This window comes from Rhizobium sp. B21/90 (assembly GCF_019355815.1).
Classification (GTDB): domain Bacteria; phylum Pseudomonadota; class Alphaproteobacteria; order Rhizobiales; family Rhizobiaceae; genus Rhizobium; species Rhizobium rhododendri.
This window is the reverse complement of record NZ_CP072162.1, coordinates 2333027-2346160: the sequence shown is the minus strand read 5'-3', so window position 1 is coordinate 2346160 and position 13134 is coordinate 2333027. Positions and strand designations below refer to the sequence as shown.

At 60.2% G+C, this 13134-nt stretch carries 15 protein-coding genes and 1 tRNA gene; 9 read left to right on the top strand and 7 right to left on the bottom strand.

Annotated features, from left to right (window positions below; genetic code table 11):
- Window positions 1–7: 7 nt before the first annotated feature.
- Entirely contained in the window at window positions 8–1408 is a 1401-nt protein-coding gene (gene hflX / locus J5278_RS11130) for a GTPase HflX (protein WP_209184111.1), read from the top strand.
- A gap of 18 nt (window positions 1409–1426) precedes the next feature.
- On the opposite strand, the gene mazG is transcribed toward hflX, so the two are convergent.
- Both mazG and J5278_RS11120 read right to left on the bottom strand, forming a co-directional pair.
- Window positions 1427–2260: a nucleoside triphosphate pyrophosphohydrolase gene (gene mazG / locus J5278_RS11125; RefSeq protein WP_209183681.1), complete on the bottom strand. Its 834-nt coding sequence runs from the start codon at window positions 2258–2260 to the stop codon at window positions 1427–1429.
- 27 nt (window positions 2261–2287) lie between these two features.
- The gene (locus J5278_RS11120; RefSeq protein WP_209183682.1) at window positions 2288–2872 is read right to left on the bottom strand and encodes a deaminase; all 585 of its coding nucleotides are present in this window, start codon (window positions 2870–2872) and stop codon (window positions 2288–2290) included.
- Between the two features lie 254 nt (window positions 2873–3126).
- On the opposite strand from J5278_RS11120, the gene cysG reads away from it, so the two are divergent.
- The 5 genes from cysG (at window position 3127) to J5278_RS11095 (ending at window position 8069) form a co-directional block, all read left to right on the top strand.
- The gene (cysG, locus tag J5278_RS11115) at window positions 3127–4563 is read left to right on the top strand and encodes a siroheme synthase CysG (protein WP_209183683.1); all 1437 of its coding nucleotides are present in this window, start codon (window positions 3127–3129) and stop codon (window positions 4561–4563) included.
- A 1-nt stretch (window position 4564) separates the two neighbouring features.
- Window positions 4565–4879 (top strand): DUF2849 domain-containing protein, encoded by a 315-nt coding sequence (locus tag J5278_RS11110; protein WP_142822590.1) that lies wholly within the window; start codon window positions 4565–4567, stop codon window positions 4877–4879.
- Between the two features lie 8 nt (window positions 4880–4887).
- Window positions 4888–6558, top strand: a complete 1671-nt coding sequence (locus J5278_RS11105; protein WP_209183684.1) for a nitrite/sulfite reductase — start codon at window positions 4888–4890, stop codon at window positions 6556–6558.
- A gap of 9 nt (window positions 6559–6567) precedes the next feature.
- Window positions 6568–7080 carry a DUF934 domain-containing protein gene (locus J5278_RS11100; RefSeq protein WP_209183685.1) on the top strand — a complete coding sequence of 171 codons (513 nt, stop codon included), beginning with the start codon at window positions 6568–6570 and terminating at the stop codon, window positions 7078–7080.
- Window positions 7081–7256: 176 nt separating this feature from the next.
- Complete coding sequence (locus J5278_RS11095) at window positions 7257–8069, top strand: ferredoxin--NADP reductase (RefSeq protein WP_209183686.1); 813 nt, start codon at window positions 7257–7259, stop codon at window positions 8067–8069.
- An 83-nt stretch (window positions 8070–8152) separates the two neighbouring features.
- On the opposite strand, the gene J5278_RS11090 is transcribed toward J5278_RS11095, so the two are convergent.
- The 4 genes from J5278_RS11090 to J5278_RS11075 form a co-directional block, all read right to left on the bottom strand.
- Entirely contained in the window at window positions 8153–8359 is a 207-nt protein-coding gene (locus J5278_RS11090; RefSeq protein ID WP_209183687.1) for a hypothetical protein, read from the bottom strand.
- Window positions 8360–8391: 32 nt separating this feature from the next.
- On the bottom strand, window positions 8392–8646 hold the full coding sequence (locus tag J5278_RS11085) for a GlsB/YeaQ/YmgE family stress response membrane protein (protein WP_111215590.1): 255 nt from the start codon (window positions 8644–8646) through the stop codon (window positions 8392–8394).
- A 14-nt stretch (window positions 8647–8660) separates the two neighbouring features.
- Window positions 8661–8870 carry a hypothetical protein gene (locus J5278_RS11080; protein ID WP_209183688.1) on the bottom strand — a complete coding sequence of 70 codons (210 nt, stop codon included), beginning with the start codon at window positions 8868–8870 and terminating at the stop codon, window positions 8661–8663.
- A gap of 37 nt (window positions 8871–8907) precedes the next feature.
- Window positions 8908–8983: transfer RNA gene (locus tag J5278_RS11075), tRNA-Lys, on the bottom strand.
- Between the two features lie 196 nt (window positions 8984–9179).
- On the opposite strand from J5278_RS11075, the gene J5278_RS11070 reads away from it, so the two are divergent.
- Together J5278_RS11070 and J5278_RS11065 are read left to right on the top strand one after the other, a co-directional pair.
- Window positions 9180–9932, top strand: a complete 753-nt coding sequence (locus tag J5278_RS11070) for a cytochrome c biogenesis CcdA family protein (RefSeq protein WP_209183689.1) — start codon at window positions 9180–9182, stop codon at window positions 9930–9932.
- Between the two features lie 45 nt (window positions 9933–9977).
- The gene (locus J5278_RS11065) at window positions 9978–10940 is read left to right on the top strand and encodes an AEC family transporter (protein ID WP_209183690.1); all 963 of its coding nucleotides are present in this window, start codon (window positions 9978–9980) and stop codon (window positions 10938–10940) included.
- Here J5278_RS11065 and J5278_RS11060 read toward each other — a convergent pair.
- Complete coding sequence (locus J5278_RS11060) at window positions 10908–12119, bottom strand: UbiH/UbiF family hydroxylase (RefSeq protein WP_209183691.1); 1212 nt, start codon at window positions 12117–12119, stop codon at window positions 10908–10910. The genes J5278_RS11065 and J5278_RS11060 overlap by 33 nt on opposite strands.
- 202 nt (window positions 12120–12321) lie before the next feature.
- On the opposite strand from J5278_RS11060, the gene pcsA reads away from it, so the two are divergent.
- Window positions 12322–13047, top strand: a complete 726-nt coding sequence (pcsA, locus tag J5278_RS11055) for a phosphatidylcholine synthase (protein WP_209183692.1) — start codon at window positions 12322–12324, stop codon at window positions 13045–13047.
- Window positions 13048–13134 lie beyond the last annotated feature (87 nt).

Here is a 13134-nt window from a genome sequence, read left to right as displayed (position 1 = left end):
CGATAGGATTTCTGACATCACAACACGCGATACCAAAAATGACAGCATCATCCCGGAAGCGGAAAAGCACAGGGATGACATGCGGGCCGTCGTCATCGTTCCTGTTCTGAAGCAGGCGCGCGGCAGGGCTTCCAAACCCGATGGCACCGTTACCACGACACGGACGCCGGAAAGCCGGCTGGAGGAAGGCAGGGGTCTGGCCCATGCCATCGACCTCGAAGTCATGTACGGCGCCATCGTCCCCGTAAACGAACCCCGTCCCGGGACGTTGCTCGGCAGCGGCAAGATCGAGGAGATCGGCGCGCTGCTTGACGAGTTCAATGCGGGCCTGGTCATCGTCGACCATCCGCTGACGCCGGTGCAGCAGCGCAATCTCGAGAAGGAATGGGGCGCCAAGGTCATCGACCGGACGGGCCTGATCCTGGAAATCTTCGGCCGCCGCGCCTCCACCAAGGAAGGTACGCTGCAGGTCGATCTTGCCCATCTCAATTACCAGAAAGGCCGCCTGGTCCGCAGCTGGACCCACCTTGAACGGCAGCGCGGCGGCGCGGGCTTCATGGGCGGTCCGGGTGAAACCCAGATCGAGGCCGACCGTCGGCAGTTGCAGGACCGGATCATCAAGCTCGAGAAAGAACTCGAGCAGGTGGTGCGGACGCGCCAGCTGCACAGAGCAAAGCGCCGCAAGGTGCCGCATCCGATCGTGGCACTGGTTGGCTATACCAATGCCGGCAAGTCGACGCTGTTCAACCGCATCACCGGCGCCGGCGTGCTGGCTGAGGATATGCTGTTTGCGACGCTTGACCCGACTTTGCGCCGCATGAAGCTGCCGCAGGGCCGCACCGTCATCATGTCCGACACCGTCGGCTTCATCTCCGACCTGCCCACCCATCTCGTGGCAGCCTTCCGCGCCACGCTGGAAGAGGTGCTCGAGGCAGACCTGATCCTGCACGTGCGCGACATGGCGGATGAGGACAATGCTGCCCAGAGCGTCGACGTCATGCGCATCCTGGCCGACCTCGGCATCGACGAGGCCGAGGGCGAAAAGCGTATCATCGAGGTCTGGAACAAGATCGACCGGCTCGAGCCCGAAGCCCATGACGCGATGATGCAGAAGGCCTCGACGGCGAAAAACGTCATCGCCGTATCGGCAATCACCGGCGAGGGTGTGGACACGCTGATGGACGAAATCAGCGGCCGGCTCTCGGGCGTGCTGGTCGAGGCAACGATCACGCTGCCTCTCGACAAGCTGGCCCTTCTGCCCTGGCTCTACAGCCACGGCATCGTCGATGGTCGCGAAGATCACGAGGACGGCACGGTGTCGCTCGACGTCCGACTTTCGGAAGCCGAAACCGCCGAACTGGAACGGCGCATGGGCAACGGCCAGAAGGCGCAAAACGCCGACTGGTGAACTATTCGGGACGGCAGCTCAAGTCAGCTGCCGCTCGATTGCCTTCGCCGCTTCCCAGAGTTCTTCCATTCTCTCCAGTGTCGCTGCTTCCAGCGTTTCGCCTTCTGCCTGAAGCGTGCGCTCGATATGGCCGAAGCGGCGGCGGAATTTGGCGTTGGTGCCGCGCAGCGCCTGCTCCGGATCGGCATCGACATGCCGACCGACATTGACGACGGCAAAGATGAGATCGCCGAGCTCGTCGCGGACCTTGGCCCGGTCGCCCTCTCTTAGCGCCTCGCGCAATTCAGCAATTTCCTCCTCGATCTTGTCGAGGATAGGTTCTGCCGTGGACCAGTCGAAGCCGACCTTGGCGGAGCGCTCCTGCAGCTTGAGGGCTTCCGTCAGTGCCGGAAAGCTGCGCTGCACTGAACCGAGATAGCCGGCGTCCGGATCGGCCTTCGATCCGCGCTTGGCGCGCCGTTCTGCCCGGAGCCGCTTTTCCTCAGTCTTGATCTGATCCCACTGCAGCTTTACGGCGCCGGGCGTGGATGCGTCGGACACGGCAAAGACATGCGGATGGCGCCGCACCATCTTGGCCGTAATGGCCTCAACCACGTCGCCGAATGAAAACTCCCCGGCTTCTTCCGCCATGCGGGCGTGAAACACAACCTGCAGCAGGAGGTCGCCGAGCTCGTCACAGAGATCGTCCATGTCGTTGCGCTCGATAGCGTCCGAAACTTCGTAAGCCTCTTCGATTGTATATGGTTTGATGCTTTCGAACGTCTGGACGATATCCCAGGGGCAGCCGGTTTGCGGATCGCGCAGTGCTGCCATGATCTCGATCAGGCGCGAAATGTCCTTGGAAGCTTCCATCACGATTTCTCGGTCACTTTTCGATCGTCAGTTGAGGGGGATGGCGTTGTCGTCTTTCGTCGCCTGATAGCTGTCCGAAAGTTGATCGTAGACGGCTTTGATCCGCGCTGTCTGTGCCTCGAGCGCCGCCTTGACTGGCTCCGGTTCGATGGCGACGAGGTCGGCGATGGCAAAGGAATTCCAGAAGGCGTTCTGCTTGCGGTAACCGCCGGGCTCGAGACCGAAAACTTCGCTCAGGATCTTCAGGTCGTGGGGTATGGCGAAGGCATCGCGCGAGTCCTCGTGGCTGAAGAAATAGTAGAAATTGTCGAACCCCGCCCAGGTGATTGCCGACATGCACATGCTGCAGGGTTCGTGAGTCGACAGGAAGATCAGCTCCTTGGTATCGGGCGTTTCGCCCATCTCGTAGAACCGCTTCAGCGTGTGAACTTCTCCGTGCCAGAGCGGGTTTTCCATCTCGTTGTTGGTGGCGGCAACGACGAGCGAGAGGTCAGACTTGCGCAGGATGGCCGCGCCAAAGACCTTGTTGCCGTCGGCAACGCCTTTTTCCGTCAGGGGAAGGATGCTCTGCTCGATGACATCGAGGAGACGGGCGACGATATTGGATGGCACGCGGGGATCTCCTTGGACGAGGTTTCCTGACCTTAGCCGCACAAAACCCCCGGATGAAAGCGAAAATGGCGAATGGACATTCTTTGTCACAGAGAATAAAAATCGCCGATCTGGTCAAGACGGCCGGTGAGTTTTACTCCAAGGCGGTGATTGTCTGGTAAAAGAATACGCAGGGCTTCCGCTATTGGAATTTCTGTTTCTTCAATTTCCCGCTGACAAGAGCCATATTCGGGCACTCTCGAAGTGGATTGATAATGCTTTCCTGGAATAAGCAGCTTTCAGTGTTTCCGGCTTTCATGCGCGTGGAAGGACGGATTGCAGCCGTATTCGGCAACGGTGACGAGGCTTTCGCCAAGGCGAGGCTTCTATCGAACACCCGTGCCAAGATCGTCGCCTATGCCGACGATCCTGCAGATGACTACGCCGCCTTTCTCGAATCGAACGGCATCGAAACCCATCGGAAGCCCTTTGCGCCAGAATTGATGGAGGGGGCCGTGCTCGTCTTTGCGGCAACCGGCGACGGCGCACTCGACCGGCGCATCGCGGAAGCCGCGCGCGCGGCAAGAATTGTGGTCAACGCCGTCGACCAACCGGATCAATGCGACTTCTATACGCCTGCCATCGTCAATCGCGCTCCGCTTGCCGTTGCCATAGGCACGGAAGGGGCGGGTCCGGTGCTGGCGCAGATGGTCCGTGCCCAGGTCGATCAATTGCTCTCTCCATCTCTCGGCCGGCTCGCGCAACTGGCAATCAGCTATCGCAAGGCTGTGGAGGAACGCATACCGAAGGGTGTGGCACGCCGCATCTTCTGGAGGCGCTTCTTCTCAGGCGGCGTCGCCGATGCCATGGCCACCGGCGATGTCACGCAGGCACAGCATGTTGCAGACGGGCTGCTCGCACAATCCGGGCGCGCCGAGGGGCACGTCTGGCTGGTTGGCGCAGGACCCGGTGCCGAAGACTTGCTGACGCTGCGCGCCCAGCGGGTGATGATGGAAGCCGATGTGCTGGTCTATGATGCGCTTGTGCCGCAGGCGATCGTCGACATGGGCCGCCGCGATGCAGAGCGCCTGTCGGTGGGCAAGCGCAAGGGCTGCCATTCAAAGTCGCAAGCCGAAATCAACGACCTGCTGGTACAGCTCGGTCGCGATGGCAAGCGGGTCGTGCGCCTGAAATCGGGCGATCCGCTGATCTACGGGCGTGCTGCCGAGGAAATGGCCGCACTTCGGGCAGCTGGCATATCCTATGAAATTGTTCCCGGCATAACCTCTGCCCTGGCTGCGGCCGCGGATTTCCAGCTGCCGCTGACATTGCGCGGCGTCGCCTCGTCGCTGGTTTTCACGACAGGCCACGACCTTACCGGCGACGCCTTGCCGGATTGGGCAAGCCTGGCGATATCGGGCGCCACCATCGCCGTCTACATGGGACGTACTGTGGCCGCCTCGGTCGCCGGCCGGCTGATGGAGGCCGGACTTCCGGCGGAGACGACGGTCGCTGTCATCGAGAACGCCAGCCGTGCCGATCGCCGCCTGTTGCACGGCACGCTGAAGGATCTTCCGGATCTGGAGTTCCGCGATGAACTCACCGGTCCGGTCATGGTCATCATCGGCGAAGCCGTGGCGGGCGCCAATTTCGATCACTCCGAGCCGCTGGTGCACCAGCAGTCCGTGGCTCAAGAACGTGCAAGGAACTGAGATGGCAGACAAGGTCCTGACCGCTAACCGCCTGACGGACGGCATTTCCGTCTGGCTTGACGCCAACGGCCAGTGGGCCACGTCTTTGCAGGAAGCGCTTGTCGCGCGCCATGCCGAGGCTGTGGCTGCCCTCGAGGCGATTGGCAAACAGTCCTATGCGGATAACAAGGTCGTTGACGTCAATCTCATCGACGTTCAAGAAACGGACGGTGTCCTGTGGCCGTTGCGTCTTCGCGAGCGCATCCGCGCCGAGGGCCCGACCATGGAATACGCACCGGGCTATCCGGTCGCCGATCCCAAATTCATTGATGCCTGAGGAAGACGATGTATCGCTACGACGAATTTGACCATGCCTTTGTCGCCGAACGCGTCGCCCAGTTTCGCGATCAGGTCGAGCGCCGGCTCTCCGGCGAACTGTCCGAGGATGCCTTCAAGCCGCTGCGCCTGATGAACGGCGTATATCTGCAGCTCCACGCGTACATGCTGCGCATCGCCATTCCCTACGGCACGCTTAGCTCCAAGCAGATGCGTATGCTGGCGCATGTGGCGCGCACCTATGACCGCGGTTACGGCCACTTTACCACGCGCCAGAACCTGCAGTTCAACTGGCCGAAGCTTTCCGACATGCCGGCGGTTCTCGACGACCTGTCGAAGGTCGAGATGCATGCCATCCAGACATCTGGCAACTGTATTCGCAACGTCACCGCAGACCATTTTGCCGGTGCCGCGGCCGACGAAGTTGCCGATCCGCGCCCCTATGCCGAAATCCTGCGCCAGTGGTCTTCGGTTCATCCCGAATTCTCGCTGCTGCCCCGCAAGTTCAAGATTGCCGTCACCGGCGCCGAGCGCGACCGTGCCGCTATCCAGGTGCACGACATCGGCCTGCACCTGAAGAAGAACGAAAAGGGTGAGATCGGTTTTGCCGTCTATGTCGGCGGTGGCCAGGGCCGCACGCCGATGATCGCCAAGCTGATCCGCGAATTCCTGCCGGAAGAGGACCTGCTGTCCTACACGACGGCCATCATGCGCGTGTACAATCTGCACGGCCGCCGCGACAACAAGTACAAGGCGCGCATCAAGATCCTGGTGCACGAGACCGGTGCCGAGGAGCTCGCCCGCCAGGTGGAGGTCGAGTTCGCGCAGCTGAAGGACACGGAACTGAGACTTCCGGAGGCCGACGTCCAGGCAATAACATCCTATTTCGCACTGCCTGACATGCCGGAGCGTCCCGAAGGCTGGGAAAGCCTGGCGCGCTGGAAGAAGGCCGATCCAGATTTTGCCCGCTGGGTCCAGCAGAACGTCCAGCCGCACAAGAACCCCGACTATGGCATGGTGACGATCTCCCTGAAGCCGATCGGCGGCATACCGGGCGATGCGACCGATGCGCAGATGGAAATCGTCGCCGACATCGCCGAGGAATTCGCCTTCGACGAGATCCGCGTCAGCCATGAGCAGAACCTGATCCTGCCGCACGTGGCGCTGGCCGATCTGGAATCGGTCTATCGCCGACTGCAGGGCACCGGTCTCGAGACAGCGAATGCCGGTCTGATCACCGATATCATTGCCTGTCCCGGGCTGGACTATTGCGCGCTGGCAAATGCCCGCTCCATCCCGCTGGCGCAGGAGATTTCGACGCGCTTCGGCTCGTTCGAGCGTCAGGCGGAAATCGGTGAATTGAAGATCAAGATTTCCGGCTGCATCAACGCCTGCGGCCATCATCATGTCGGTCACATCGGACTGCTCGGCGTCGAGAAAAAGGGCGCGGAGCTTTACCAGATCACGCTCGGCGGCTCCGGCGACGAAAACACATCCATCGGAGAAATCATCGGTCGCGGTTTCGATCCGGACAAGGTGACCGACGCCATCGAGACGCTGGTCAACACCTATCTCGGCCTGAGGCTGGATCCATCCGAGATTTTCCTCGCCGCCTACAGGCGCGTCGGACCGCAGCCCTTCAAGGATGCGCTCTACGGCTCGGCAGCGGAAGCGGCATAGGGGATGACCATGACACGTATCTGGAGAGAGACCGGTTTTGTCGACACCGATCCTTGGGTCGCCGAAACCGAAGAAGTCCAAGCGACGGAAAGCCAGACCCGGCTGCTCGACATCGACACGTTGGTGGCACGGGCCGAGGAAAGCAATGACGTCGGTCTCGGTGTGCTGCTGAAGCCTGCCGACGACGTCATGCGGCTGGAGCCCTATCTCGATCGTCTGGCCATCGTCGCGGTATCGTTTCCGGCGTTCAACGATGGCCGTGGCTTCAGTCAGGCCTCGCTGCTTCGCCAGCGACTGGGCTACGCCGGCGAGGTTCGCGCCATGGGAGACGTGCTGATCGACCAGGTGCCGCTGATGCTGCGCTGCGGTTTCGACAGCTTTTCCGTGACCAATGCGACGGCCTTGAAGCGCCTCTCGGAAAACAGGCTGCCCGGGATCCAGTACCACTACCAGCCGACGGCCCAGCCGGCAGAGGCAGGGCAGGGTTACAGCTGGCGCCGGATCTCGCCGAAGACGGCCTGATATTGGTTGTCGCTTCACCGCATGGCGGTGTCCTGCAGGCTTGAAACTTGACAAGTAGGTGCATATTTCCGTTCCTCGCTGCATTGCGGAACGGCATGCCTTCAAATTGCGGGCATTGTGGAATATCAGCCTGCGATCGATAGAAGTCGCACACGCATTATGGGATCTGAAATCGCATGAACGCCCCCACGACGACAGATGATTTTGCATCGACCGTACCCGCCGGCGTTTTCGCCGAGACGGTTTTGAGTGTCACCCACTATACCGATCGCCTTTTCCGTTTCACCATGACGAGGCCGCAGGGTTTTCGTTTTCGCTCCGGCGAGTTCGCGATGATCGGTCTGATGGTCGACGGCAAGCCGATTTACCGGGCCTATTCGATCGCCAGCCCGGCCTGGGCCGACGAACTCGAATTCTTCTCCATCAAGGTACTGGACGGTCCCCTGACGTCGCACCTGCAGGGCATCAAGCCTGGCGATCAGGTGCTCATGCGCAAGAAGCCCACGGGTACGCTGGTGCTTGATGCGCTCACCCCCGGAAAACGCCTCTATATGTTTTCCACCGGTACCGGCATCGCGCCGTTCGCCAGCCTTATCCGCGATCCAGAGACCTACGAGAAGTTCGACGAAGTCATCCTGACGCACACCTGCCGCGAAATCTCCGAGCTGAAATATGGATTCGATCTCGTCCACGAGATTCAGCACGACGAGTTGCTGAGCGAGATCGTCGGGTCGAAGCTTCGCCACTACGCGACTGTTACACGCGAGGATTTCGAGTATCGCGGCCGGATCACGGATCTCATCTCCTCCGGCAAGCTGTTCACCGATCTTGGCGTCCCGTCCATCGATCCCGCAATCGACCGCGGAATGATTTGCGGGTCTTCAGAGATGCTGAAAGAGACGAAGGAAATCCTGGAGAAGGCCGGTCTCGACGAAGGCGCCAACAACAAGCCGGGCGAGTTCGTCATCGAACGGGCATTCGTCGGGTGATCGTGGTCTAACCGCACAGCAAAAGGGCCGTGCGACGAACACACGGCCCTTTCTAGGACGCAAAACGTTATACGTTCAATCCCTTAGCGATCTACCGTCGTATCGGTAGCCGGCGGCCGTCTCTTGGCCGCCATGAGCAGGTCCAGTTCTGTCGAAGAAGGACCGAACTTCGTGAAGAGGCGCTCAGCCTCTTCTGCTTCGAGACTGTACTTTTCCGCAAACTCGGCGACGCTGTAAGGACGACCCCGGCTGACTTTGCGATTGGTTGAAGCGATCGATATTTCCGTCATTTCGTTCTCCCCACAAAACGAAGTGCGTCAGGTTAGCGGCGAATAAGACGTCCGACGGCGATCAGGATGCAAGCGCCGATGAAGCCGGCGATCAAGTATGCAATCCAGCCCGTGCCGAGGCTGATGTGAAGTGCGCCGAGGATAAAGTTGGCGACGATAGCGCCGACGATACCGAGAATGATGTTCATGATGATGCCGGTATTGCTCTTCATGAACATTTCGGCCAGCCAGCCTGCGAGGCCACCGATAACAATTGCTGCGATCCAACCAATTTGTGCGTCTTGCATAATATTCTCTCCGGTTAAGTAAAATCCCACGTAAAATGCACTTCACGCAGATTTGTTCCACGAGCGGCGTGAATTAAATGCGCCGATTCAACTCGGTAGCCGAAGATATTTGCTGCAGCGCAAACGCCGATGCGGTCAACGCTTTGTTTGGTTGACTTGGCAATCGATATTGAGGTGATCAATTTGGATCGGGAGATCGCTTCTTCACCTGCCTCGGCGGTCAAGCGATTTGCTTTATCTCGGGTCGGACAATTGTTGAAGTGGTGGGCGGGATGGGACTCGAACCCATGACCATTCGATTAAAAGTCGAATGCTCTACCAGCTGAGCTACCCGCCCCACCGTTGGCCTTGGGTCTCTGAACCGACCCTGCCTGAAGTGCGCGGAACATAGGCAGACGTCCCGATGCGGTCAACCCGGAAAATCGTGCTTTTTCGTCGCACAAACCGGTTTTCTTCTGCCTTCCTCAAAAGGTGATTGGCTTTGGCGGAATGCCGGCGATAGGTAGGCGATCTCGCTGGATCTGGAGTGTTTCGTGTCGATTGCCGATATTTCGCTGCTCAGTGCTCTGCTGGCCGGTGCGTTGTCCTTCCTGTCGCCTTGCGTCCTGCCGCTGGTGCCGCCTTACCTCTGCTACATGGCGGGTATCTCGGTGGAGCAGTTTCGTGGCGGTAACGCAGTGGTCACGGATCGATCGCAGGTGCGCGGCGGCGTGCTGCTTTCGGCGCTGTTCTTCACGCTGGGTTTTTCCACCGTCTTCGTGGCGCTCGGGGCCGGGGCCTCGACTATCGGCCTTATGTTGCGCCAGCATCTCGATCTGCTGGCACAGGTCGGCGGCTTCATCATCATCGTCATGGGGCTGAATTTCCTCGGCATCTTGCGGTTCGGCCTGCTGTCGCGGGAGGCGCGGTTCCAGGGTGGCGGCAAGCCTGCGACCTGGACCGGCGCCTATATCATGGGTCTGGCCTTTGCCTTCGGCTGGACGCCGTGTATCGGCCCGGTGCTTGGCGCCATCCTCGGAGTTGCCGCCTCGCGTGAAACCGTCGGTGCCGGAGCAGGGCTGTTGGCCGTCTATTCGCTGGGCCTTGCCGTGCCGTTTTGGATTGCCGCCGGATTTTCGGGCGCCTTCATGGGCTTTCTGGCACGCTTCCGCCGCCATCTCGGTCTGGTCGAAAAGGTGATGGGGGCGTTCCTGGTGCTGACCGGGCTGGCCTTCATTTTCGGCTTCGTCAGTCAAGCCGCGATCTGGTTCCAGCAGACCTTTCCCATCCTCATGCAAATCGGGTAGCAAGGCGAACTAATATTCTCCTGCTTTTCGAATCGGAAATGCCTGATGGCTGACATTGTCGGTCTGCTCCTACCGTTTTTCGGCCTGATCCTGATCGGTGCCGTCGCGGCGCGCATCACGAAGCAACCGGCCGAGGCTCTTGGCTGGCTCAACACCTTTATCGTCTACGCCGCGCTGCCTGCGCTTTTCTTCAAATTGGTGTCGCAGACGCCGATCGAGCAATTGACGCGCCTCGGCTTCATCGGCACCGATCTGGCTGCGACCTATTCCATCTTTGTCCTGCTGCTGCTGGTCGGGCGGTTCGTGCGACGAAACTCGCTGCCGGAAAGTACGATGCAGGCCTTCGCCGGGGCCTATGGCAATATCGGCTATATGGGGCCGGCCCTGGCGCTGCTGGCGCTTGGCGAGAAGGCTGCAGTGCCAGTGGCATTGATCGTCTGCCTGGAGAATGCGTTGCATTTCATCGTTGCGCCGGCGCTGATGGCAATCGATGGAAATGACAAAAGGACGAAGTCGCGTCTTGCTTTCGACGTCGCGCGAAAGGTCTTGTTTCACCCCTTCATCCTGTCCACGGCGCTGGGATCTGTCGCCGCCGCAACCGCTGTGGATCAGCCATTGGCGTTCCGCCGGTTCGTCGACTATCTCGCGCAGGCTGCAGCGCCTTGCGCCCTGTTTGCGATGGGTGTCACCCTTGCGTTGCGGCCACTGCGACGTATTCCGGCAGAGATCGGCTACATCGTGCCAGCCAAGCTCATTCTTCACCCGCTTGTCGTCTACCTGGCACTGGAGGCCGTCGGCGGCATAGAGCCAATCTGGATCTATTCCGCCGTACTGCTCGCCGCGTTGCCGACTGCCACGAATGTCTTCGTAATGAGCCAGCAATACGGTGTCTGGCAGGAGCGTGCGTCGGCGACCATCCTTATCAGCACGGCGGCCTCGATCGTCACGGTGTCGGCGATCCTCTATTTGATCCGCTCAGGAAGCCTGCCGGCGCAGCTTTTCCATTAGGAACGTGGGGATAAAGCGCAAACCTTTACCGGGCTCGATGCCTTCGCGCATGACGATGTTGCGCAGTGGCGTCAGCGAGGCGAGCACGTGCAATCCGGCTGCGCGAAGCATTTGGACCGGCAGGAAATCCGACAGAAGAGAACGGTTGAGCAAATCGACGCTTGCTGTCCGGCTGAGGATATCGGCACGCCGCTTGCGGTCGAAGCGATCGCCTGAAAGCGGTGAAACTGCCTCCTGCGGATTATCGCAAAGAATGTCGGTGAGCGCCATGATATCGCGCAGGCTGAGGTTGAGGCCTTGCGCACCGATGGGCGGGAACACATGGGCGGCCTCGCCGATCAGCGCCGCGCGACCCTTGCCGAAATGCGCAGCGGTCATCCCGGAAAGTGGCCACACCTGCACGCCATCCGCGACCGTCACCTTGCCCAGCAGCGACTGCATCCGTTCCTCGACGAGGACGCTGAGATCTTCAGGCGTCCTGGCTGCATTGCGCGCAGCCTCGTCCGGCTTCTGGACCCAGACCAGGCTCGATCGGTTGCCGGGAAGGGGCACTTGCGTGAATGGCCCGCTCTCGGTGTGGAATTCGGTAGAGACGTTACGATGGGGAAGGGAATGCTCGAAATTCAGCACCATCGCGGACTGTGGGTAGGACCAGGTCTTTACCGAGATGTCGGCAGCGTCTCTCACCATCGAACTCCGACCATCGGCGCCGACGACGAAATCGGATCGCACGGTCTCACCGGTGTCGAGCGTCACGATGACACCCTCGTCGCGGATGTCGATGCCAGCAGCTGTCGCCTCTATCGACGTAATGTTGCGTTCCTCACTGACAGCTTTGGCAAGTGCGGCCAGCAGCACCGAGTTCGGCATGTTGTACCCAAATGCCTCGAGGCCGATCTCGGCTGAATGGAAGGCAACGGTGGGCGAGCGCAGGAGGCGGGTGGTGCCGTCGATGATCTGCATGGTCGTCAAGGCAGCGGTGGACGGTGCAATCTCCTGCCACACGCCAAGCCTCTCGAGAAAGCGAATCGACTGGTCCATCAAAGCCGTGGTGCGCCGGTCGGTTTTAGCCGGCGCCGGCGCGACGAAGGCAACTTGCCTGCCACCGCGGGCAAGCGCAATGGCGGCAATCATGCCAGCAGGGCCACCGCCGACAATCGTGATATCCATCTGCTCCATAGGTCCCGTCCTGTTGTTTCAGGCATCAGAGGTAGTCTCTCGCACCGGCGAAATCCATGGGATGAAATGGCGCAGGCAGCGAAAATCGGCGGGCACAACGGTTATAAATTGTGCTTTTGCGCTGGCAGCGTTGAACAAAGGATGCATATTGGGCAAAACATGCCTGCCGGGACGGGCTGATAGGGTGGCGATACGGGGACGCATGAAAATCTTTAAGTACAGGCGGGTGCCTTATGCGGAGATCCGTGCGTTCTCCGTCCACATCCTGACAGCCTCCGGCTCGTTCCAGGCGTTCCTCGGCGTCGTGGCGGCGGCCGAGCATCGTTTCGTGGTGATGTTCTGGTGGCTCGGGCTGGCACTGCTGGTGGACGGGATAGACGGTCCCATCGCCAGAAAGGTGCGCGTCAAGGAGGTCCTGCCGAACTGGTCGGGCGATACGCTCGACAACATCATCGACTATGTGACCTATGTCCTGCTGCCGGCCTTTGCGCTTTACGAGAGCGGCATGATCGGCGAGCCGCTTTCCTTTGCCGCCGCCGGCATGATCGTCGTCTCGAGCGCGATCTACTACGCCGACACCGGCATGAAGACGGAAGAGTATTTCTTCTCCGGCTTCCCCGTCGTCTGGAACATGGTGGTATTCACGCTTTTCGTCATCCAGCCCGGAGCGACGACCGCCATGGTCATCGTCAGTTTCTCGGTCGTGCTGACATTCCTGCCGATCAATTTTCTTCATCCGGTGCGCGTCAAGCGGCTGCGACCGCTCAATCTCTTCGTTTTCCTGCTGTGGTCGGCGCTCGGCATCTTTTCGTTGCTGAGGGACTTCGTGATGCCCCAGTGGGCCCTCGTCCTGTTCATCCTGAGCGGCATCTATCTCTATTGCATCGGTGCCGTTCTGCAGTTCTTCCCGTCACTCGGTCGTCGCTGACGGGAAGTTCATCCACAGGATGAGCTTCGACCCATTATTTGCTGTTGTGCAAAGCAACAAAGTCGGTATCAATATCAACCAGACGTC